This window comes from Mesorhizobium sp. M5C.F.Ca.ET.164.01.1.1 (assembly GCF_004792125.1).
Lineage (GTDB): Bacteria > Pseudomonadota > Alphaproteobacteria > Rhizobiales > Rhizobiaceae > Mesorhizobium > Mesorhizobium wenxiniae.
In genome coordinates, this window is the sequence record NZ_SRTG01000002.1 from 103,578 (window position 1) to 123,935 (window position 20,358).

The following is a 20,358-nucleotide window of genomic DNA, read 5'->3' on the forward strand; positions in this document are numbered from 1 at the left end:
TCAGGGAACGGAGCCGAACATGGCAGACGCTGCAGCTCACGACGATCACGACCATAAGCCGTATCATGGCTGGGTCCGGTGGGTGTATTCGACCAACCACAAGGATATCGGTACGCTCTATCTGATCTTCGCGATCATGGCGGGCTGCGTCGGCGGTGCCCTTTCGGTCGTCATGCGCATGGAACTGCAGGAGCCGGGGATCCAGATTTTCACCGGCCTGGCGCAGATGGTCTACGGCTTGAATGCCGACGCCGCGCTCGATGGCGGCAAGAGCATGTACAATGCCTTCACCACTGCGCATGCGCTGATCATGATCTTCTTCATGGTCATGCCGGCGCTGATCGGCGGTTTCGCCAACTGGATGGTGCCGATCATGATCGGTGCGCCCGACATGGCTTTCCCGCGCATGAACAACGTCTCGTTCTGGCTGCTGCCACCGGCTTTCATCCTGCTGATCATCTCGGCCTTCGTGCCGAGCGCGCCTGGCGCCTACGGCGTCGGCGGCGGCTGGACGATCTATCCGCCGCTATCGACGTCGGGCCAGCCGGGACCGGCGATGGACCTTGCGATCCTGTCGCTGCACATCGCCGGCGCGTCGTCGATCCTTGGCGCCATCAATTTCATCACCACCATTTTCAACATGCGCGCGCCTGGCATGACGCTGCACAAGATGCCGCTGTTCGCCTGGTCGGTGCTGATCACCGCTTTCCTGCTGCTGTTGTCGCTTCCGGTTCTGGCCGGCGGGATCACCATGCTTTTGACCGATCGCAACTTCGGCACCACCTTCTTCGCGCCGGATGGCGGCGGCGACCCGATCCTGTTCCAGCACCTGTTCTGGTTCTTCGGGCATCCGGAAGTCTACATCCTGATCCTGCCGGGCTTCGGCATCGTCAGCCACATCGTCTCAACTTTCTCGAAGAAGCCCATCTTCGGCTATCTCGGCATGGCCTACGCCATGGTCGCGATCGGTGCGGTCGGCTTCATCGTCTGGGCGCATCACATGTACACGACCGGCCTGTCGCTCGACACGCAGCGCTATTTCGTCTTCGCCACCATGGTTATCGCGGTGCCGACGGGGGTGAAGATATTCTCGTGGATCGCCACCATGTGGGGCGGGTCGATTTCGCTCAAAACCCCGATGCTGTGGGCGATTGGCTTCATCTTCCTGTTCACTGTCGGCGGCGTTACCGGCGTCCAGCTTGCCAATGCCGGTCTCGACCGCCCGCTGCACGACACCTACTACGTGGTCGCGCATTTCCATTATGTGCTGTCGCTGGGCGCAGTCTTTGCCATCTTCGCCGGCTGGTACTACTGGTTCCCGAAGATGACCGGCTACATGTATTCGCCTGTCATCGCCAACACCCACTTCTGGGTCACCTTCGTCGGCGTCAACCTCGTCTTCTTCCCGCAGCACTTCCTCGGCCTGTCCGGCATGCCGCGCCGCTACATCGACTATCCGGATGCGTTTGCCGGCTGGAACATGGTGTCGTCCTACGGCTCGTATATTTCCGCCGTCGGCGTGGTCATCTTCCTCTACGGCGTGTTCGAGGCGTTCCAGAAGAAGCGGGTAGCTGGCGCCAATCCATGGGGCGAGGGTGCAACGACGCTTGAATGGCAGCTGCCTTCGCCGCCGCCCTTCCACCAGTGGGAACAGCTGCCGAAAATCAAATAGGCGGCTGCCGGGGCGAATACGGAACCGCCGGTCCGCCCGGCGGTTTTGGCCAACGGAATGATGGACTTTAAGTACGCATGGCCCTTGTCGACGACACATTGACTGACGAACCGGGCTTTCGCATGTCGGAAGCGACGGCGGGCGATTTCTTCGCCCTGTTGAAGCCGCGCGTCATGTCGCTGGTGGTGTTCACTGCCTTTGTCGGCCTGGTCGCGGCACCCGTGACTATCAATCCGCTGCTGGCGGTGATCGCTATCCTGGCTATTGCTATCGGTGCTGGCTCGTCCGGCGCGCTCAACATGTGGTATGACGCCGATATCGATGCGGTGATGACCAGGACCGCCGGCCGTCCTGTGCCGGCCGGCCGCATCCGGCCCGGCGAGGCGTTGAGTTTCGGCCTGGTGCTGTCGGTGCTGTCGGTGATGACGCTCGGCGTGCTGGTCAACTGGCTGTCGGCGACGCTGCTGGCCTTCACCATCTTCTTCTATGCGGTCGTCTACACGATGTGGCTGAAGCGCTGGACGCCGCAGAACATTGTCATCGGCGGTGCTGCCGGCGCCATTCCGCCGGTGATCGGCTGGGCCGCGGTGACCGGAACGGTCAGCCTGGAAAGCGTCGTCCTATTCCTGATCATCTTCCTGTGGACGCCGCCGCATTTCTGGGCGCTCGCTCTCTTCAAGTCCGAGGACTATGCCAGGGCCGGCATCCCGATGATGCCGAATGTCGCCGGCCAGGCTTCGACCCGACGCCAGATCTTTGCCTACGCGCTGATCCTCGCGCCAGTTGGCGTGCTGCCATGGGCGCTCGGTTTCACCACGCCCGCCTATGGCGTCTTTGCGGCGCTGCTCGGTGCCGGCTTTGTCTGGTATGCGTGGAAGGTGCTGCAGATGGCGGACGACGACCATGTGATGAAGCCGGCCAAGGCATTGTTCGGCTACTCGCTGCTCTATCTCTTCGCCATCTTCGCCATCTATCTTGCCGACTGCGTTGTCGGGCGCGCGCTGGCGGGCGGAGCATGACCATGGCCGACAAGAAGCTTGAACTCGTCACGCTGACGGAGCGCCAGCAGAAGGCCCGGCGCAACCGTTCGGTAGCCATAGGCCTGGCGCTGGCGGTGCTTGTCGTCATCTTCTATATCGCGACCGTCGTGAAGTTCGGTCACAACCTCACCGGAACGATGTGAGGCTCAGGATGAACCGCAAAACAGTGACCCATCCTCAAAAGAAGAACACCAACCGCATCGTCGCCGGCGTCTGCATCGCCTTTTTCGGCGGCATGATCGGCATGGCCTATGCCGCGGTGCCGCTCTACGCGATGTTCTGCCAGGCGACCGGATACGGCGGCACCGTGAAACGCGCAACGCAGCAATATGCCGACCGCGTGCTCGATCGCGATATCACCATCCGCTTCGACGCCAACACAGCCGGAGTGCCATGGCAGTTTGAGCCAGTCGCCCGCTTGACCACCATCAAGATAGGCGAGACGGCGCAGGCGCATTATAGCGCCACCAACAAGTTCGTCCGGGCCACTACCGGCCGCGCGACCTTCAACGTGCAGCCGGAACTGGCGGGATCTTACTTCAACAAGGTCGAGTGTTTCTGCTTTACCGACACGACGTTGAAGCCTGGCGAGACGCTGGACATGCCGGTCGTGTTCTATGTAGATCCCGACATCGTCAATGCGCCGGAACTGAAGGACCTGAAGACGATTACCCTGTCCTACACGATGTTCCCGGTCGAGAAGAACGAGAAGAACAAACCGGTCGCGTCGTCGGCGCCGGCCGAAGGCACAAGCAACAAAGTTTCACATACCGAACGAAGCCTCGGGGGTTGATATGGCAGACGCGCACGCAAAACCACAACATGACTACCATCTCGTCGACCCGAGCCCGTGGCCGTTCCTTGGCTCGGTCGGCGCGCTGGTCACCGCGATCGGCGGCGTCTGTTACATGCAGTATCTCAAGGGCGGCGATTTCCCGATCTTCGGCTTCAACATCGCCAATCCGTGGCTGTTCTTCATCGGCCTTTTGATCGTTATCTACACCATGTACGCCTGGTGGTCGGATACCATCAAGGAAGCGCATGAAGGCCACCACACGCATGTCGTGTCGCTGCATCTGCGCTACGGCATGATCATGTTCATCGCTTCCGAGGTGATGTTCTTCGTCGCCTGGTTCTGGGCTTTCTTCGACGCCAGCCTGTTTCCCGGCGAGGCACAGCAATACGCCCGCGCCGCCTTCACCGGCGGTGTATGGCCGCCGAAGGGCCTCGAGGTTCTCGACCCCTTCCACCTGCCGCTCTACAACACCGTCATCCTGCTTTTGTCGGGGACTACGGTGACCTGGGCGCACCACGCGCTCATTCATGGCGACCGTAAGGGGCTGATCAACGGCCTGGTGCTGACCGTCGGTCTCGGCATGCTGTTCACCATGGTGCAGGCTTACGAGTACATTCACGCCCCGTTCGGCTTCAGGGATTCGATCTACGGCGCCACTTTCTTCATGGCGACCGGCTTCCACGGCTTCCATGTCATCATCGGCACGATCTTCCTGCTGGTCTGCCTGGTCCGTGCGATGAAGGGCGATTTCACGCCCAAGCAGCATTTCGGCTTCGAGGCGGCCGCCTGGTACTGGCACTTCGTCGACGTGGTCTGGTTGTTCCTGTTCGCGTCGATCTATGTCTGGGCGTCCAGCGGCGCGGTCATTGAAGGCCACTGAAATCTTCTTGAGGAAATAGACGAGGTGGCTGCGGCGACGTGGCCGCCTTATCTTTTGGGGCGAAGGGCACTAAGGTATCGCAATGAGCGACGACAAGGCGATCTGGCCACCAATCGATCCGATTTCGGCTGGCCTGCACGGCCGCTGCCCGCGCTGTGGCGAGGGACCGCTGTTTTCCGGCTTCCTCACGGTCGGAAAACGCTGCGCCAATTGCGGCCTCGACTATTCCTACGCCGATGCCGGCGACGGGCCGGCGGTGTTCGTCATACTGATCATCGGCTTCATCGTCGTCGGGCTGGCGCTGTGGATGGAGGTGACGCTGAACCCGCCGCTCTGGCTGCATCTCGTGTTGTGGATACCGCTAACGCTGGTGCTTTGCCTGGGCGCGCTCAGGCTGATCAAGGGTGTGCTCTTGACGCTGCAATACCGCAACAAGGCGGCGGAGGGCAGGCTGGACCTCAGCGAATGAGCACGACATCCGCTTCAGTGGCAGGCCTTTCGCGACCAAAGACGGCATTGCTGCTTGGCCTAGGCCTCGTGCTGTTCTTCATTTTGCTTGGGCTGGGCACCTGGCAGGTGCAGCGCCTCTACTGGAAAGAGGGTCTCATTCAGACTATCGACCAGCGCACGCACTCGGCGCCTGTGCCGTTGGCCGAGGTCGAAAAGCGGTTCACCTCCACCGGCGACGTCGACTACACGCCGGTGACGGCATCAGGCACTTTCCTGCATCAAGGCGAGCGACATTTCTTCGCGACCTGGGAAGGCCAGTCGGGTTTCGATGTCTTCACGCCCTTGCAGCTGGAGGACGGCCGCGTCGTTCTGATCAATCGCGGCTTCGTACCGTACGATCTCAAGGACGCTGCCAAGCGCCCGCAAAGCCAGGGTGCGGGCCAGGTGACTGTGACGGGGCTCGCCCGCAATCCGCTGCCGGCAAAGCCCTCGATGATGCTTCCCGACAATGATCCGCAGAAGAACATCTTCTACTGGAAGGATCGCGACGCCATGGCGGCCAGCGCCGGTCTGCCGGCCGGCGCGGGGCTGGTGCCATTCTTCATCGACGCGGACGCCACGCCGAACCCGGGTGGGCTGCCGGTCGGCGGCGTTACCATCATCGACCTGCCGAACAGCCATTTGCAATATGCCGTAACCTGGTACGGCCTTGCCGCGGCCCTTGCCGGCGTCCTCATCTTCAGGCTTCGCCGCCCGGCGAAAGAAGAATGATCGGCACCGGCGCCCTTGACAGGGCAGGGGTGCGCACCTCATTTCGCGCCTTGAGTTCAAGACTTGAGTTCATGCTACGACCAACCGGCCGGTAATCATGCTTCACACGACCACAAAGCCACCGCTGACAATAAGGCTCTGCCAGCCGCGGGGCTTCTGCGCCGGCGTCGACCGCGCCATCCAGATCGTCGTGTTGGCGCTGAAGAAATACGGCGCGCCGGTCTATGTCCGCCACGAGATCGTGCACAATCGGTATGTCGTCGAGGGGCTGCAAAGCCTGGGTGCGGTGTTCATCGAGGAACTCTCCGAGATACCGGCGGAGCATCGCCAGAGCCCGGTCGTCTTTTCGGCGCATGGCGTGCCGAAGTCGGTGCCGGCGGACGCCCAGGCGCGCAACCTCTTCTATCTCGACGCCACCTGCCCGCTGGTGTCGAAGGTCCACAAGCAGGCGATGCGCCATCAGCGGCTCGGCCGCCATGTGCTTCTGATCGGCCATGCCGGCCACCCGGAAGTGATCGGCACGATGGGGCAATTGCCGGACGGCGCCGTCACCTTGATCGAGACCGAAGCCGACGCGGCGAATTTGGTGCCCGCAGACGCGCAGGCGCTCGGTTTCGTCACCCAGACGACGCTGTCGGTCGAGGACACCGCCGGCATCATTCGGGTGCTTAAGGATCGTTTTCCCGATTTGCATGCGGCGGCAGCGGAATCGATCTGCTACGCCACCACCAATCGCCAGGAAGCGGTCAAGGAGACCGCCGCGGGCTCCGATCTCTTCCTGATCGTCGGCGCCCCCAACTCCTCCAATTCGCGGCGTCTCGTCGAAGTGGCCGAGCGCGCCGGCGCCTCGATGTCGCTTCTCGTGCAGCGCGCCTCCGAAATTCCGTGGACTGACATTGCCGGCATCTCGACGCTCGGTCTGTCGGCGGGTGCTTCAGCGCCGGAAATCATCGTTGACGAGATCATCGATGCATTCCGGCAGCGCTTCAACGTGACGATCGAGCTGGCGGTGACGGCGACAGAGACCGAGGATTTTCCGGTGATGCGGGTCCTGCGCGATGTCGAACTGACGGCGGCCGACATGGCCTTCGTCAACGGAGCCGCGTGAAGAGCCCATGGCGGTCTACACCGACGTCAACGAAGGCGAGCTCGGCGCGTTCCTGAAGGCCTATCCGGTCGGCGATCTCCTGTCCTACAAGGGCATCGCCGAAGGGACCGAGAACTCGAATTTCCTGCTGCACGCGACCAGCGGCTCCTACATACTGACGCTTTACGAAAAGCGCGTCGACAAGGCCGACCTGCCGTTCTTCCTCGGCCTCATGACCCATCTCGCTAGAAAAGGAATTTCCTGCCCGCTTCCGGTGACCGCGCATGATGGCCACGTCATCGGAACGCTTGCCGGCCGGCCGGCGGTCATCATCACTTTCCTCGAAGGCCTTTCGCTGCGGCGGCCGACATCAGCGCATTGCGGCGAGGTCGGCAAGGCGCTGGCGGCGCTGCATCTCGCCGGCGCCGACTTTCCGATAACCCGTCCGAATGCCCTTGCCATCGATGGCTGGCGCAAGCTGTGGAGCGCCGCTCGCCTTCGCGCCGACGAGGTCGAGCCGGGACTGGCGGCCGAGGTCGATGCCGACTTCGCCGATTTCGAGCGGAACTGGCCGAAAGGCCTGCCGGAAGGCATCATCCATGCCGATCTTTTCCCGGACAATGTCTTCTTCCTTGGCGAAAAACTGTCGGGCCTGATCGACTTCTATTTCGCCTGTAATGATCTCTACGCCTATGATGTCGCTACCTGCCTCAATGCCTGGTGCTTCGAGAAGGATTTTTCCTTCAACCTGACCAAGGGTACGGCGCTGCTTGCCGGCTACCAAAGCGTGCGGCCCTTGAGCGGCGAGGAGAAAGCTGCGCTGCCTATCCTGGCACGCGGCTCGGCGCTGCGTTTCATGCTGACCCGGCTTTACGACTGGCTGACCGTTGCCAACGGCGGGCTGGTCGTGAAACGCGACCCGACCGAATATATCAGGCGAATGCGCTTCCACCGGGCGATCAGATCTCCTTTCGAATACGGACTGACATGACCAAACGCGTTGAAATCTTCACCGATGGTGCCTGTTCGGGCAATCCGGGGCCTGGCGGCTGGGGGGCGGTCCTGCGCTTCAACGGCGTCACGAAAGAACTGTCGGGCGGCGAGGCTGCGACTACCAACAACCGCATGGAACTTTTGGCCGCCATCTCGGCGCTCAATGCGCTGAAAGAACCCTGTGCCGTCGATCTTTATACCGACAGCAACTATGTCAAGGACGGCATTTTCAGCTGGATCGACGGCTGGAAGCGCAACGGCTGGAAGACCGCTGCCAGGCAACCAGTGAAGAATGCCGAGCTGTGGCAGGCACTCGACGAGGCGCGCAACCGCCATCAGGTCGTCTGGCACTGGGTCAAGGGCCACGCCGGCCATCCGGAGAACGAACGTGCCGACGAACTGGCGCGGCTCGGCATGGCGCCGTTTAAGAAAGGCCCAGTGAAGGCCCCGACGCCGAAGCCGGATCCGCAGTCGAAGCAGCCGGCGGTCGCAAAGCCACGGCGCTCGACCCAGAGTTATTGAATTCCGGCTGCGGTTCCGCTCTCTGGCAGGAAGACCTCTATCATGCCGATCGCATACTACATCACGCATCCCCAGGTTCGGATCGATGCCAATGTTCCAGTGCCAGAGTGGAGGCTATCCGACATCGGGCGGGCGAGAACGTCTGCAATGCTCGATCAGCCGTGGGTTCGGTCGATCCGGCGTATAGTGTCATCGGGTGAACGCAAGGCGGTAGAAACCGCCGAGATACTGGGAAGGCATCTTCGCCTTGAGGTCGAGGTGAGGGAGCGGATGCATGAGAATGACCGATCGGCAACCGGTTTCCTACCGCCTGCGGCGTTCGAAGCGGTCGCGGACCAGTTCTTCGCCAATCCATACAGCAGCATCCGCGGATGGGAGCGGGCTATCGATGCTCAGCGTCGTATTCTGAGCGAGGTGGACACTGTGCTCGGCACAGATGACGCCGCCGACGTTGCTTTCGTGGGCCATGGAGGTGTCGGAACGCTCCTGCTCCTCTCTCTCAGCGGGCGGGAGATCAGCCGCGAGGCGGATCAGCCAGCGGGCGGCGGGAACTATTTTGCGTACGATACCCGCGCGCGTCGTATTGTCCACGGATGGCGGCCGATCGACAGGCTGGCGCAGCACGGCGACGATTAATTTGGCTAACGGATCAGCAGCGCCGTGCCGAAAAGTCCGAGCGCGAACACAGTATGCGACACGAGGTTGAGGGCGCGTATCCGCATAGCGTTGGGGCGCTTTGATGCGGCCCAGCCGGCGCCCATGCCGGGCGCCAGCAGGAACCAACCGGCGCCCACGGTGACGATGCCGAGGATGAAGGCCGGCAGGAAGGTCGGCGCGGCCAGCCACGCCGCTCCCGCCAAAACGGCCAGAATGATGCCGTAGACGATGCCGACAAAATAGTGGAAGGCCCAGCCCAGCGCCGATTCATGCGCATAGGGTGCCGCCTCGCCGATATCGTCATGGAAGACCTTGCCGTCGCTCAGATGCCAGACCCAGCGACCAACCAGTCCCCAGTTCGGCCGCGGCTGAGCAAATACCATGTTCAGGAAAATCGCCCAGAGGTCCATGAGCGCCGTGGCGCCGATGCCGATCGCCACAGCGCGCCAGAAGTGGTCAAACAGCATTGAGGTCCCCAAAAGCAAGCAACTCGGAAGAGCTAGCGCATGAGCCCGAAACCGGAACCGGTTTTGTTGGGGATCTTGCGGCTCAGAAATCTTGGAGCGTTTTTGCACGCCAAACTGGACGCGCGGCGCTCAAAACAAGCGTGATCGTCAGACCAAAAGAATTGTGCGATCCCTGGTCTATGCCGTCGCCAAAACGGAAAGCTGTGCGAGGATGTGAGCCGCACCGGATTCGTCAACGCCAGGCTTTGTCTCGATATTGAGCGCGGTGACCTTGCCGTCGTCGACAATCATCGAAAACCGCTTCGAACGCAGTCCCATGCCACCGCCGGAAAGGTCGGCGTCGAGACCGATCGACTTAACGAAATCGCCATTGCCGTCGGCAAGATAAAGGATCTTGCCTTCACCGCCGCTGAAGCGGGCCCAGGCGCCCATGACGTGAACATCGTTGACGGCCAGGACGGCGATGGTGTCGACGCCGCGTGCCAGGATGGCGTCGTAATTATCCAGATAGCCGGGCAGATGATTGTTGGAGCAGGTCGGCGTGAAAGCGCCGGGAACGGCGAACAGTACCACCTTCTTTCCCGAGAAAATCTCGGCCATCGTGATCGCTTTCGCGCCCTCGGCGGTCATCGTCTTGAGGGTCGCTTGGGGTAGCTTGTCGCCAACGGCAATCATCATCATGGTCCTCGTTTGACAAATGGAAGGGAGTGTCCTTGCGATAGCGAACTCAGGCGTTTCCCGCAACCGTCGGGGAGCTTGGAGTAAAAGGATGTTCGACCTGAACATCCTTTTGCTCGGGATCAAGGGAACGGCAGCAGGCCTTCGACGGCGCCGGCCGCAGTTGTCAGCGTGTAGTATAATCCGCCATCCGTCGGCGTCGCCGCCGGCCTGTCGAGGATCGGCACGGTAAACACCAGTTTGCCATCCTTTTCGCTGCGGGCCGGCACGCCGAACATGTAATCCCGCTCCCCGGCGACGAAGAAATCCGCCGCTTCGGGATTGCCCGGAAAGCTCGCCTCGACAATCAGTATCTCGCGGTCGCCCGGCAGGATATTGACGCCGAAATCGGGTCTTGCGGGCGCAGGCAGCGTTGCAAGGGCCGCCTTCACCAAAGCGGCGTCTTCGACATTGTCCGGATCGGAGCCTGGATCGATGGTCAGCTTCGTCTGCACCGGGATGCAGATCGTCTCGCAAATGCCGAGAAAGATATCGGCATCGATGACGGCCGGCTCGTTCGGCGCCGACAGCGTAAATGTCACCGGCAGCGAAACCGGATGGTCGTAGCCGGCCCATTCGCCGTAGCCGTCGTCGTGGCGCTGGGGCGGCGGAAACGAAAACGTCGCGTTGGCAATGTTGGTGCTGGCCGAGATATCGATTTGCGGCGGCACGCCCGCGTCGCCCGGATCGCGCCAGTAGGTTTTCCAGCCAGGCTTGAGCGCAATATCGAGGACGCCATGGATGCGCCCGGCTTCGTCGGGCTTGCCGCTGGTCACAAGCCGCACTCTGCCGCCTTCGCTATTGTACCAGGTCGACGAGGAGGCTGCGGCAGGGAGGCCGGTTCCACATCCAACAGCGGCGCTGAGCAGCAGGACTTTCAAGCTTTGCATGACGGTGATTTGAGCGTCCGTTCATGGCTGCGCAATGACTTCATGGCGTCGCTGTTATCATATTTGCGTGACATCGGGCACAGCTTTGCCTGACCTTAGATGCACATCCGCGACGAAATCGCGCGCGGCGCATCTTTTCGGCGCTTCAGAAACGCGTTACGCTCCTCGCATGGACTTGTTGCGCCACAAGAAGATGGCTGCGGGACGCGGCTTTCTCGACGACCAGTTCCTGATTGCCATGCCCGGCATGAAGGACGACCGCTTTACGCGCTCCGTCATCTACATTTGCGCGCACAGCGACGAAGGCGCGATGGGCCTGGTCATCAACCAGACGCAGCAGATGCTGTTTCCGGATCTGCTCGTGCAGCTCGGCATCATGAACGAACAGGAGGCGATCCGCTTGCCCGCGCAGGCGCGCGACTTCGTCGTGCGCAACGGCGGACCAGTGGACCGCAGCCGCGGCTTCGTCCTGCATTCGGGCGACTACCGCGTGGAATCGTCGCTCACCGTCTCCGACGACATTTGCCTGACCGCGACCGTCGACATATTGCGCGCCATTTCGTCGGGCCGTGGGCCCCGGCACGCGCTGATGGCGCTCGGCTATTCGGGCTGGGGCGCCGGTCAGCTGGAAAGCGAAATCGCCGAGAACGGTTGGCTGACCTGCCCGGCAAATGCGGAGCTTCTGTTCGACACCGACATCGAGCGCAAATACGACCGGATTCTCGCCTCGATCGGTATCGACCTCGCGCATCTCAGCCTGGCGGCCGGTCACGCCTAGTGGTGAAAATCCGATACCTGGCTGGCTACCGCTGCATTGCCGACGCCAGCCGTTTGCCCAAATCGTAGACGAGATTCTCGATACCGGCTGTCCAGGACAGGTCAGCCTCTTTCACGCGGCTTTCGACATCGCTGTATTTGCCGATGCGGGCTTCTAAGAAGGAGCGCAGGCGCTGGTGGAACTGGCCGACGGTGAGCTGTTTTCCCTCGGCCCTGAACATCGCGGTATTGAAGCGCGCCGCCTTGGGGAAGATTTTGCTGGCCGTGGCATTGGCGTCTCGTCGGCGTTCGATAGGAGCTGTGCTGCGCCGTTGGTGCCAAGGAAATGGGGGAGGTAAAGATCCCTTTCGTCCATGGCCTTCTCGAGACGGGCTTCGATGCGTACCTTGGCCGCGAGAAGGTTCTTGGCCGCAAGTGCTGCCGACAGATAGGGATCGCGCCTGAATTCAAGGATGCGCTGTTCATCGGCCTTGTCGTCAACGAAATGGTGTTCGCGCTTGCCCTCTAAGCGGATCCGGATCAGTTCCGCTTCGTCGCCCAGGCCGAGCTCTGCACCGTACTTCTTCACCGCCTCAAGCCATGTCTGGTCGAGGAACTGCATAAGACCAAGTGCCGACCCTTTAGGCGGGCGATTGTTGATGTCGAAGGAGGATTCCTTCTCGGCGATCGCGAAAAGGGTGTCGGCAGGAAATTGGGTGTCCTTGGCGGCACGCAGAATCTCGCTGGCAATGTACTGCGACACCTTGTATTCGCCGAACTCGTGCACCGACATGCCGATGACGATCTGTCCCGCGCCTTCGGAAAGGATGGCGACGGTACCCTTCAATGCGTCGGCCAGTGTGCCTTCTCCCTTGCGTCGGGAGGTCGACGTGGTGCCCGGATCGATGATGTCGAACTCGGGCGCGGCCGAGGGGAAACTCAGAGCGTAGGACGGAACAGCAGTGGCACCCGCGGCTTCGGTCACTCCGTTGACCAACACTCCCGAATAGACCGGCCATGGCATGGCCGCCACTGTCGCCGCCAAGCCAAGTCCCGCGAGCCTTTTCGACAAAGGCCGTCCGCCCGAAAGGATGACGCCTCCGCAAGCAAAGAATTCACGTGTTCTTTTGAGTGACGCCAGGTCCCACTCCGTTCCTTGTCTAGCCGCCCAGATATTTTGGGGCAGATCTATTTCCAACGTTGAGCCGTCAACGTCGAAAAAGACAAGAAGAACGGTCAGTGCTTGCTCTAGATAGTCATGGATCGTGGCGGTACAATGGCCGCAATGCGGCGAGGACAGTTCGTAATGTACATAAGATGATTTTATCGAACGTTGCGTAGGCGATGCGTTGCTTGTGAAGAGAGATCATTTAGCCTTTGGCCGTCGCCAGATTGGCGCTGAGCTCGAAGGCTAGTCCCGATCCATTGCTATACGATTGCAGCACGGGCGCACTCTCGCTCAGGATCTCCTCCACGACGCGTTTGCGCTCCTGATCGCGCATTTCCTTGGCTAAGGAACTCATCCCGACCAGCGCCATCATATTCAAATGCAGGAAAGGTGCGCCCTCCGAGAAATGGATGGTGCGCGAAATAATCCTCGATCGGACCTCTCGGAAGCCGGCGTCTCGCAGCAGCGCCTCAAGTGGAGCCGCTTCCCCGAAGCTGTACCGTTGATCGGCGATGGCTCCCAGATGGCGCTCCGCGACGCGGCGCAGTTCGAGAAAGAACGGGATTTCGTCGTCCGGGCGCCACGTGGCCATCGCCAGCCTGCCACCCTTCGCCAGCGCGAGACGCATCTGCGCCGCCGCTGCGGGTCTGTCAGGAAAGAACTGCAGTCCTTGCTGGCAGACGACCACGTCGAACGTCTCACCGTTACGCAGAGGCAGCTCGCCGGCATTGCCCTGGCGCCAGTCAACGGCTGGTTCTACAGCCCGCGCCACGGCAAGCATGTCCGGGCTGATGTCGACGCCGACGATATATCCGGATTCACCGAGCCGCTCTCTTGCAACGCGCGCCACTATTCCTGTTCCGCAAGCGATGTCGAGTAGGCGATCGCCCGAAGACAATTCCAGCTCGCCAAGAGCCATCTCGGCCCATGGACGGAAGAGAGGGCCCACCAGCCACCGCTCGTACATCTGCGGGAAACTTGCCTGGTTCATTGCGTAACTGGGCAGGGTCATGATCGTCCTCCCTCAAATTTCCATCCGGCCATTGTGAGCCTTCTCCCGCGCTCCTTCGGCGAGCGCGATTCCAACGAAGCAAGAAAGTTGCAGTCGTTTCGGAGAAAAAGGAAATGCTAATATTTCATCGCGCCGATGCAAGGCTGTCATCGGGAAAGGGCGATCCATGGAGATACACGAAACCCGCTACTTCCGGGCAGCGCCGCTGCTGCGTGACCCAGCCGGCGCTGACCCGCGCTATCCAGAAGCTTGAGGCCGAGCTTGGAGGGCATCTCTTCCACCGCGAGCATAGCCATCTCCACCTCACCGACTTTGCGCGTCTCACGCAGCCACATCGCCCAAAATGCGCAGCGATTGAGTGTCGGTAGTCCTGGATAGGGTCGGTACCGGTCCGAGGACCACGGCAGAACGCACCTAAAATCAGCTTCAGCAACAAACGCCTAGCCTGGCCAATCGAAGCTCTGGGCAGCTCGGACCATTGCCGCCGTCGCCGGGCTATAGGGCCGGCCCGGAACGCTAGCCAGGGACACGGTGCGTGCCACCGCGGGTTCGATCAGCGGACGCTGCAGAAGTTCAGGCGATGTCACCGAATATTCAGGCATGAAGGCGAAGCCGATCCGCGCCAGCACCATTGATTGGATCCAATCCTCGCGCTCGGAACGAAAGCGGGCATAAAGGCTGACGTTTCTTTCCCGGCACACACCCATCACCAGATCCCGCATTTCGCAGGACAGACGATCGACATAGGGTTCTTGAGAGAGATCGACCAACTTGATTGCATTGAGGCTCGCAAGCCGGTGATCCGGCGCGAATACGACGACGTAGCGCTCACTGTAGAGATCATGGACGCGGAAAGCCGCTCCCAATCTCTCCAGCGGATTGAGGACGGCCAGATCGAGATCGCCTTGCTCAAGCCTGTTTTTCAGTTCCTGCACGCTCGCCTCGCTGACTTCCAGCTCGACGCCATGATAGTCGCGCTGGAACTTTGCCAGGAACCTGGCGAGCTTCACATGGCCGATGGTCGACATGACGCCGAGCCGGATCGGCACCTGGTTGAGCAGCCTGAAATTGTCGGCAAGCGTCCTGGTTGCGTGGGCCTCCTGCATGATCTGCTGAAGATGCGGCAGAATGGAGCGCCCGAACTCACTCAGGAGGACGCGCTTTCCCTCGCGATGGAACAAGGGCGCGCCAAGCTCATCCTCGAGCGTCTTGACCGCTTTGGTGAGCGCCGGCTGAGACACATTGCATTCGGTGGCGGCCTTGGTGAAATTCAGCATCTTCGCGGCAGCAAGCACGTAGCGGACCTGAAACATCTCCATGGCGAGCCCTCCCGAGGCGGTTCCACGAAACGACATTGTAGCCCTTTAATCCATAACTGTCGGCTATGGATCGATAGAAAAAATGTCGTTCTCTTTCGCCCGCCGCTGCATTCAACTCCTGTGGTCACTGTTCATAGGAGGAGATCTGGAAATGACTGTCTACATGGTGGAACGCGACCTCAAGGGCATCAGCATGGAAGCTCTGGGAGATGCGCAGAAGGCGGCGATCAGCCAGGCCGCCGAGATGACGTCCAAGGGCACCGACATCAGCTATCTGCGCTCGACCTTCGCACCGGAGGACGGGCGCTGCATGTGCCTGTTTGATGCTGTCTCCGATACCGACGTGAAGCGTCTAAACGACGATGCAGGCCTGCCCTACCACAGAATCGTGCCGGCGCTCGATCTTACGCCATAAGCCAGCACGGCCGGGCTCGTGATGACCATCCGAGCCCGGTGTTCTTGCGGATCATGCGCAGCGCGCCACGCTAATCATTTGGAACGACGGAAAGGCCAAGACGTTCGTCCGCTAGCCACAGGTTCGACGCTTGTTGTTCCCAGGAGTCGGATGCGTACCATGTTTGGCAATTCTGGCATCATTCCTCTGCCTCGCCCACTTGAGCGTCGTGTGGATACACTTGCGCAGTCGTTCATGCGCCAGCGGCTCGGATCTCAGATGGACTTCTCGACCCCAGAAGGCGAGCCGGCGCTGTTACCGCCCACCTCGATGTCCTGGCGTATTTTCAAGAACCCTGTTGCGCTCTTCATCGGCGGGGTTACTGCGGTGCTGCTCGAATTGGCGGAGCCGCGGGTTCGCGACGCCATTTGGCAGCACAGCACATTCCGCTCGCACGCGCTCCGACGATTACAGCGTACGGGCCTCGCTGCCTTGGTTACGGTCTACGGCCCTCGAACCAAGGCTAAGGCCATGATTGAAGGTGTGGTCAGGATGCATGGGCGCGTTTCAGGTCGAACCAGCGAAGGTGAGCCATACCACGCCACCGACCCGGAGTTGCTGGACTGGGTGCAAGCTACGGCCGGGTTTGGTTTCATGGAGGCGTATCACGTCTATGTGCATCGTCTGCATTTTTTCGAACGGGACGCGATGTTTGCTGAGGCTCGCCCCGTCGCACTACTCTATGGTGCGGCCGGCTCGCCCACGTCACAGGCCGAGCTTTACGCGCTGTTCGACGCGATGAGGCAAAGACTCGTCGCGTCGCCGATCGTCTTGGAATTCCTGGAAATCATGGAAGACGTTCCCGCCTTGCCGGGAGTGGCTCAACCGCTTCAGCGGCCATTTCTGAAGGCGGCCGTCGAGATCCTACCACGCTGGGTGCGCAAGCGCTTGGCACTCGGCGACCGCTGGACACTGACGCCGTGGGAGCGTGCTTTTGTGAAGACTACGGCTGCAATCTGCGAGAGCATCGTGCTCCCTTCATCCCCGGCCGTTCAATCGTGCCGTCGCCTCGGCCTTTCCGATAGCTATCTCTATCGCCGCCGTTAATTCAGGCTTTCCAACATTGATGGGGCCACGCCGCGGTAGGAGACTAAAATTTTCGATACTGCGTGACCAGTTTACTTGCGACCTCCGAGCGCCGGGAAGCGGACCCCCCGGCACGTCGCCCAAAAGTGCAGAGAGGTCTTGGGACAACCGACATGCACAAAATCAAGCCTGAGCCAGCGGATACTGTTCCTTCAGCGTCTTCAGCACCTGATCGCCGGGCATCGGCGCGCCGAACATGAAGCTCTGCACATATTCGCAGCCCATCTGGCGCAGTTCGAGCGCATCGCTTTCATCCGAAATGCCCTCGGCCACGACCGAAAGGCCGAGTTCATGCGCCATGTTGACCATGGATTTGAGCAGCACCGCGCGCTTCGGTGTCGCGTCGTCGACAAAGCTCTTGTCGATTTTGATCGTGTCGAAGGGAAAGCGCGTCAGATAGGCCAGCGAGGAATAGCCGGTGCCGAAATCGTCCAGCGACAGGCCGATGCCAAGCTTCTTCAGCTTGTTCAGCACATGGGCTGTCTGCTCGGGATTGTCCATCACCAGCGATTCGGTGAGTTCGAGCCGGAAGCAGCGCGGCTTCAGATTGGCCCGCGCGATCACCGAGCGGACGTCGCTGACCAGATCGCGGCGGATGAGCTGACGGCTGGACAGATTGACCGAAACCGACAGCGGCGCGTCGCCGATCTGCTTTTGCCATCCCGCCAGATCTTCGGCGGCCTGTTGCATAGCGAACAGGCCAAGCTGCACGATCAGGCCGCAGCTCTCGGCGACCGGGATGAAATCGCCCGGCGGGATCATGCCGCGGCGCGGATGGTCCCAGCGCAACAGCGCCTCGAAGCCGGCAACACTGCCGTCTTCCAGCCGCACGATGGGCTGGTAGGCGAGTGTGAATTCGCGCCGTTCGATGGCGCGGCGCAGGTCGGACTCGAACTGCAGCCGGTCGGTGCCGACGGTCCGGAAGGCGGGGCGGAACGGCTCGATCCTGTCGCCGCCAAAACGTTTGGCCTGGTGCATGGCAAGCTCGGCGTCCTTGACCATGTCCTCGGCCGAACTCTGCGCCGAGGTCCAGGTGACCAGCCCGATCGAGGCGGTCAGCACGATCTCGCGCTTGGCAAAGGTGATCGGATTGTTGATCGCATGCTTGATGGCGTCGGCAACGGCTGCGATGCGGGCCGGGTCCTGTTCGGAAAGCAGCATCAGCGCGAACTGGTCGCCGGCAAAGCGCGACAGCGAATCCTTCGGCTTGAGCAACCGGTGCAGCCGGCGCGCAACGGTCAGCAGGATGGTATCGCCGGCCGAGATGCCGAGCCCGTCATTGACCTGCTTGAAACGGTCGATGTCGATGACGAAGACGGTCGGACGCACTTTCTCTTCCGTGCGCGCGATCGAGATGATCGCCTCCAGCCGATTCATCAGCAATTCCCGGTTCGGCAGGCCAGTCAGATTGTCATGCACGGCATCGTGCAGCAGCCTCTCCTCGGACTTTTTCTGCTCCGTCACGTCGACCATGGTGCCGACGCAGCGGATGACCTCGCCGTCCGATCCGATCACCGGCCGGGCGCGCAGCGAAAACCAGTGATAGTGCCCGTCGGCGCCGCGCAGGCGGAAATTCTGCGACACCCGGCCGCGCCGGTGTTCGAGCACCACGTCGAGCGTGGTACGGAACGTGTCGCGGTCGTCGGCATGAAGTACCGGCAGCCAGTTGCGAGCAGCTCCGCCCAGGCTGTCGGGCGCAAGGCCAAGCTGGATGCTGACATCCGGCCTGGTGACGACGCGGTCGCGCATCACGTCCCAGTCCCACACCGTGTCGCCCGATCCGGCGACGGCCAGCGCCTGCCGTTCGAGATCGGAGAACAGGCCCTGATGCAGCGCGCCGCCGGCAAAGGCGTGCTGCATGACGGTGAAGCCGATCAGCAGGATGATGAGGATCAGCCCGCCGCCCAGTGCCGGCTGGGCGATGTCGTTGTCGAGCATGCCGGTGATCGCCATCCACGACCCGCATAGCCACAACAGGACCATGACCCAACTGGGCACCAACATGATGGCACGGTCGTAGCCGCGTATGCCGAGGAAGATGATCAGGCCGAGGCCGGTCAGCGCGGTGGCGGCGAAGGACAGCCTGGCGATGCCGGCGGCGACCGCCGGATCGACGATCGCAACGCCAGCGATCAGCAGCAGCCCCAGAATCCAGACCAGCGCGCCGTAACTGAAATGGCCGTGCCATCGGTTGAGGTTGAGATAGGCGAACAGGAACACCACGAAGGTCGCCGCAAGCGCCACCTCCGTTCCGGCTCGCCACATCTGCTCGTTGCCGGGCGATATTTCCAGGACCTTGTTGAGAAAGCCGAAATCGATGCAGATATAGGCGAGCACCGCCCAGGCGAGTGCTGCGGTTGCCGGGAACATCGAGGTCCCCTTGACCACGAAAAGGATGGTCAGGAACAGCGCCAGAAGGCCGGCGATGCCGATGACGATGCCGCGAAACAGCGTGTAGGAATTGACCGAGTCCTTGTAGGATTCCGGATCCCATAGATAGACCTGCGGCAGTTTGGGCGAGGCAAGTTCGGCAATGAAGGTGATCACCGTTCCGGGGTTCAGCGTCACACGGAACACATCGGCGTCGGGGCTGGTCTGGCGGTCAAGCGCGAAGCCCTCGCTGGGCGTGATCGCGGCAATGCGGGTCGAGCCGAGATCCGGCCAAAAGATGCCGGAATTCACCAGCCGGAAATGCGGTGCGACAATCAGCCTGTCGAGCTGCTGGTCGGTGGTATTGGCAAGTGCGAACACCGCCCAGTCGCCGGTCGAGCGCGCATCATTGGCCTCGACCTCGATGCGCCGCACGATGCCGTCCGGGCCTGGAGCGGTCGACACCTGAAAGTTCTCGCCCTGGTCGCGGTAGATTTCGACGGCGCCCGAAAGGTCGAGAGCCACGTCGTCGCGGGCGATCTTGATCGGCTCGACGGCGAAGGCCGAGGACGCCGCGCAGAGCACGACGATTGCCGTCAGCACAAAGGCGAACAACGACCCGATTCGCAGGAAATTCGTCAAAATCAGTCCTTCGTTCCCGCGCCCGGCGGATCGTCTTCGATCCGGGCGTAGAGGTAGTGGTCCTGCCAGATGCCATTGATCCTGAGATAGGATCGCAGAAGTCCTTCGCGCCGGAATCCGGCTTTTTCAAGCACGCGGATCGACCGGGCATTGTCGGGAATACAGGCAGCTTCGATCCGGTGCAACCTCAGCGTATCGAAGGCGAAGCGCGTCACGACCTTGACCGCGTCGGTCATCAGACCACGGCCGCTGTAGCGCTCGCCGATCCAGTAGCCGATATGGCCGCTTTGCGCGACGCCGTGGCGGATGTTGCCGAGGGTGATTCCTCCGACAAGTTTGCCGCTGCCTTCCTCGAAGATGAAGAAGGCTATGGCCGTTCCTTGCGCATAGTCTTCGCGATAGCGGCTGAGGCGATGCCGCCAGGCCGTGCGGTCGAGCTCGTCGGGGTTCCACCGCGGCTCCCACGGCTCCAGAAAGGCGCGGCTTTCCCCGCGCAGCACCGACCATTCGCGGTAGTCGTTGGTCAGCGGCACGCGCAGCGTGACCCGATCACCCTTCAGTGCCGGCAGGTCACGGCGAAAGAAAGGGAGCGCGAACATGACGCTTTGA

At 61.5% G+C, this 20,358-nt stretch carries 22 protein-coding genes and 1 pseudogene; 15 read left to right on the forward strand and 8 right to left on the reverse strand.

All coding sequences use genetic code 11. The features are described from left to right. Positions 1-19 precede the first annotated feature (19 nt). The 11 genes from ctaD (at position 20) to EN807_RS17365 (ending at position 8,847) form a co-directional block, all read left to right on the forward strand. A complete protein-coding gene (ctaD, locus tag EN807_RS17315; protein ID WP_095486177.1) occupies positions 20-1,672 on the forward strand; it encodes a cytochrome c oxidase subunit I in 1,653 nt (550 codons plus the stop codon). A 77-nt stretch (positions 1,673-1,749) separates the two neighbouring features. After that, positions 1,750-2,691 carry a heme o synthase gene (locus EN807_RS17320; RefSeq protein WP_135935982.1) on the forward strand — a complete coding sequence of 314 codons (942 nt, stop codon included), beginning with the start codon at positions 1,750-1,752 and terminating at the stop codon, positions 2,689-2,691. A gap of 2 nt (positions 2,692-2,693) precedes the next feature. After that, entirely contained in the window at positions 2,694-2,855 is a 162-nt protein-coding gene (locus EN807_RS17325) for a hypothetical protein (RefSeq protein ID WP_077381685.1), read from the forward strand. Between the two features lie 8 nt (positions 2,856-2,863). After that, the gene (locus tag EN807_RS17330; protein WP_135935983.1) at positions 2,864-3,505 is read left to right on the forward strand and encodes a cytochrome c oxidase assembly protein; all 642 of its coding nucleotides are present in this window, start codon (positions 2,864-2,866) and stop codon (positions 3,503-3,505) included. A gap of 1 nt (position 3,506) precedes the next feature. Beyond that, on the forward strand, positions 3,507-4,388 hold the full coding sequence (locus EN807_RS17335) for a cytochrome c oxidase subunit 3 (protein ID WP_135935984.1): 882 nt from the start codon (positions 3,507-3,509) through the stop codon (positions 4,386-4,388). An 82-nt stretch (positions 4,389-4,470) separates the two neighbouring features. Then, the gene (locus EN807_RS17340; RefSeq protein ID WP_135935985.1) at positions 4,471-4,857 is read left to right on the forward strand and encodes a DUF983 domain-containing protein; all 387 of its coding nucleotides are present in this window, start codon (positions 4,471-4,473) and stop codon (positions 4,855-4,857) included. Beyond that, the gene (locus EN807_RS17345) at positions 4,854-5,609 is read left to right on the forward strand and encodes an SURF1 family protein (protein WP_189522476.1); all 756 of its coding nucleotides are present in this window, start codon (positions 4,854-4,856) and stop codon (positions 5,607-5,609) included. Before EN807_RS17340 ends, EN807_RS17345 begins: the two co-directional genes overlap by 4 nt. A 97-nt stretch (positions 5,610-5,706) precedes the next feature. Continuing rightward, entirely contained in the window at positions 5,707-6,717 is a 1,011-nt protein-coding gene (gene ispH / locus EN807_RS17350) for a 4-hydroxy-3-methylbut-2-enyl diphosphate reductase (RefSeq protein ID WP_029355631.1), read from the forward strand. Between the two features lie 7 nt (positions 6,718-6,724). Next, positions 6,725-7,687, forward strand: coding sequence for a homoserine kinase (locus tag EN807_RS17355; protein WP_135935986.1), 963 nt, complete (start codon positions 6,725-6,727; stop codon positions 7,685-7,687). Continuing rightward, the gene (gene rnhA, locus EN807_RS17360; protein WP_135935987.1) at positions 7,684-8,211 is read left to right on the forward strand and encodes a ribonuclease HI; all 528 of its coding nucleotides are present in this window, start codon (positions 7,684-7,686) and stop codon (positions 8,209-8,211) included. Before EN807_RS17355 ends, rnhA begins: the two co-directional genes overlap by 4 nt. A 42-nt stretch (positions 8,212-8,253) precedes the next feature. Continuing rightward, the gene (locus tag EN807_RS17365; RefSeq protein WP_135935988.1) at positions 8,254-8,847 is read left to right on the forward strand and encodes a histidine phosphatase family protein; all 594 of its coding nucleotides are present in this window, start codon (positions 8,254-8,256) and stop codon (positions 8,845-8,847) included. A 5-nt stretch (positions 8,848-8,852) separates the two neighbouring features. Here the strand turns inward: EN807_RS17365 and EN807_RS17370 are convergent, their stop codons facing one another. From EN807_RS17370 to EN807_RS17380, 3 genes are all read right to left on the reverse strand, one after another. After that, a complete protein-coding gene (locus tag EN807_RS17370; RefSeq protein WP_135936473.1) occupies positions 8,853-9,332 on the reverse strand; it encodes a DUF2938 domain-containing protein in 480 nt (159 codons plus the stop codon). Between the two features lie 180 nt (positions 9,333-9,512). Continuing rightward, positions 9,513-10,013, reverse strand: coding sequence for a peroxiredoxin (locus EN807_RS17375; RefSeq protein WP_135935989.1), 501 nt, complete (start codon positions 10,011-10,013; stop codon positions 9,513-9,515). A 122-nt stretch (positions 10,014-10,135) separates the two neighbouring features. After that, a complete protein-coding gene (locus EN807_RS17380) occupies positions 10,136-10,942 on the reverse strand; it encodes a protein-disulfide reductase DsbD domain-containing protein (protein ID WP_135935990.1) in 807 nt (268 codons plus the stop codon). A gap of 169 nt (positions 10,943-11,111) precedes the next feature. Here EN807_RS17380 and EN807_RS17385 point away from each other — a divergent pair, with 169 nt between their 5' ends. Beyond that, on the forward strand, positions 11,112-11,720 hold the full coding sequence (locus EN807_RS17385) for a YqgE/AlgH family protein (protein ID WP_127318731.1): 609 nt from the start codon (positions 11,112-11,114) through the stop codon (positions 11,718-11,720). 153 nt (positions 11,721-11,873) lie between these two features. Here the strand turns inward: EN807_RS17385 and EN807_RS17395 are convergent, their stop codons facing one another. Together EN807_RS17395 and EN807_RS17400 are read right to left on the reverse strand one after the other, a co-directional pair. Beyond that, positions 11,874-12,743, reverse strand: coding sequence for a transglycosylase SLT domain-containing protein (locus EN807_RS17395; RefSeq protein ID WP_135935992.1), 870 nt, complete (start codon positions 12,741-12,743; stop codon positions 11,874-11,876). A gap of 325 nt (positions 12,744-13,068) precedes the next feature. After that, complete coding sequence (locus EN807_RS17400; protein WP_135935993.1) at positions 13,069-13,878, reverse strand: methyltransferase domain-containing protein; 810 nt, start codon at positions 13,876-13,878, stop codon at positions 13,069-13,071. A gap of 166 nt (positions 13,879-14,044) precedes the next feature. On the opposite strand from EN807_RS17400, the pseudogene EN807_RS17405 reads away from it, so the two are divergent. Then, positions 14,045-14,192: pseudogene (locus EN807_RS17405) on the forward strand (LysR family transcriptional regulator); the annotation flags it as partial. Positions 14,193-14,318: 126 nt separating this feature from the next. Here EN807_RS17405 and EN807_RS17410 read toward each other — a convergent pair. After that, complete coding sequence (locus tag EN807_RS17410) at positions 14,319-15,197, reverse strand: LysR family transcriptional regulator (protein ID WP_189522477.1); 879 nt, start codon at positions 15,195-15,197, stop codon at positions 14,319-14,321. 151 nt (positions 15,198-15,348) lie between these two features. Here EN807_RS17410 and EN807_RS17415 point away from each other — a divergent pair, with 151 nt between their 5' ends. Both EN807_RS17415 and EN807_RS17420 read left to right on the forward strand, forming a co-directional pair. Further along, positions 15,349-15,612 (forward strand): DUF4242 domain-containing protein, encoded by a 264-nt coding sequence (locus tag EN807_RS17415; RefSeq protein WP_127209693.1) that lies wholly within the window; start codon positions 15,349-15,351, stop codon positions 15,610-15,612. Between the two features lie 150 nt (positions 15,613-15,762). Further along, positions 15,763-16,698 carry an oxygenase MpaB family protein gene (locus tag EN807_RS17420; RefSeq protein WP_210239989.1) on the forward strand — a complete coding sequence of 312 codons (936 nt, stop codon included), beginning with the start codon at positions 15,763-15,765 and terminating at the stop codon, positions 16,696-16,698. Between the two features lie 162 nt (positions 16,699-16,860). Here EN807_RS17420 and EN807_RS17425 read toward each other — a convergent pair whose 3' ends face one another. Next, a complete protein-coding gene (locus tag EN807_RS17425) occupies positions 16,861-19,749 on the reverse strand; it encodes an EAL domain-containing protein (RefSeq protein WP_135935996.1) in 2,889 nt (962 codons plus the stop codon). Between the two features lie 2 nt (positions 19,750-19,751). Then, entirely contained in the window at positions 19,752-20,348 is a 597-nt protein-coding gene (locus EN807_RS17430) for a GNAT family protein (protein ID WP_127318739.1), read from the reverse strand. Positions 20,349-20,358: the final 10 nt, after the last annotated feature.

Excerpts from the sequence above, each read along its gene's own strand:
- EN807_RS17340 (WP_135935985.1), top strand. The coding sequence starts at position 4,471 with ATGAGCGACGACAAGGCGATCTGGCCACCAATCGATCCGATTTCGGCT.
- EN807_RS17355 (WP_135935986.1), top strand. The coding sequence starts at position 6,725 with ATGGCGGTCTACACCGACGTCAACGAAGGCGAGCTCGGCGCGTTCCTG.
- ctaD (WP_095486177.1), top strand. The coding sequence starts at position 20 with ATGGCAGACGCTGCAGCTCACGACGATCACGACCATAAGCCGTATCAT.
- EN807_RS17420 (WP_210239989.1), top strand. The coding sequence starts at position 15,763 with ATGCGTACCATGTTTGGCAATTCTGGCATCATTCCTCTGCCTCGCCCA.
- EN807_RS17415 (WP_127209693.1), top strand. The coding sequence starts at position 15,349 with ATGACTGTCTACATGGTGGAACGCGACCTCAAGGGCATCAGCATGGAA.
- EN807_RS17375 (WP_135935989.1), bottom strand. The coding sequence starts at position 10,013 with ATGATGATTGCCGTTGGCGACAAGCTACCCCAAGCGACCCTCAAGACG.
- EN807_RS17380 (WP_135935990.1), bottom strand. The coding sequence starts at position 10,942 with ATGCAAAGCTTGAAAGTCCTGCTGCTCAGCGCCGCTGTTGGATGTGGA.
- ispH (WP_029355631.1), top strand. The coding sequence starts at position 5,707 with ATGCTTCACACGACCACAAAGCCACCGCTGACAATAAGGCTCTGCCAG.
- EN807_RS17330 (WP_135935983.1), top strand. The coding sequence starts at position 2,864 with ATGAACCGCAAAACAGTGACCCATCCTCAAAAGAAGAACACCAACCGC.
- EN807_RS17325 (WP_077381685.1), top strand. The coding sequence starts at position 2,694 with ATGGCCGACAAGAAGCTTGAACTCGTCACGCTGACGGAGCGCCAGCAG.
- EN807_RS17430 (WP_127318739.1), bottom strand. The coding sequence starts at position 20,348 with ATGTTCGCGCTCCCTTTCTTTCGCCGTGACCTGCCGGCACTGAAGGGT.
- EN807_RS17385 (WP_127318731.1), top strand. The coding sequence starts at position 11,112 with ATGGACTTGTTGCGCCACAAGAAGATGGCTGCGGGACGCGGCTTTCTC.
- rnhA (WP_135935987.1), top strand. The coding sequence starts at position 7,684 with ATGACCAAACGCGTTGAAATCTTCACCGATGGTGCCTGTTCGGGCAAT.
- EN807_RS17365 (WP_135935988.1), top strand. The coding sequence starts at position 8,254 with ATGCCGATCGCATACTACATCACGCATCCCCAGGTTCGGATCGATGCC.
- EN807_RS17320 (WP_135935982.1), top strand. The coding sequence starts at position 1,750 with ATGGCCCTTGTCGACGACACATTGACTGACGAACCGGGCTTTCGCATG.
- EN807_RS17335 (WP_135935984.1), top strand. The coding sequence starts at position 3,507 with ATGGCAGACGCGCACGCAAAACCACAACATGACTACCATCTCGTCGAC.
- EN807_RS17410 (WP_189522477.1), bottom strand. The coding sequence starts at position 15,197 with ATGGAGATGTTTCAGGTCCGCTACGTGCTTGCTGCCGCGAAGATGCTG.
- EN807_RS17345 (WP_189522476.1), top strand. The coding sequence starts at position 4,854 with ATGAGCACGACATCCGCTTCAGTGGCAGGCCTTTCGCGACCAAAGACG.
- EN807_RS17400 (WP_135935993.1), bottom strand. The coding sequence starts at position 13,878 with ATGACCCTGCCCAGTTACGCAATGAACCAGGCAAGTTTCCCGCAGATG.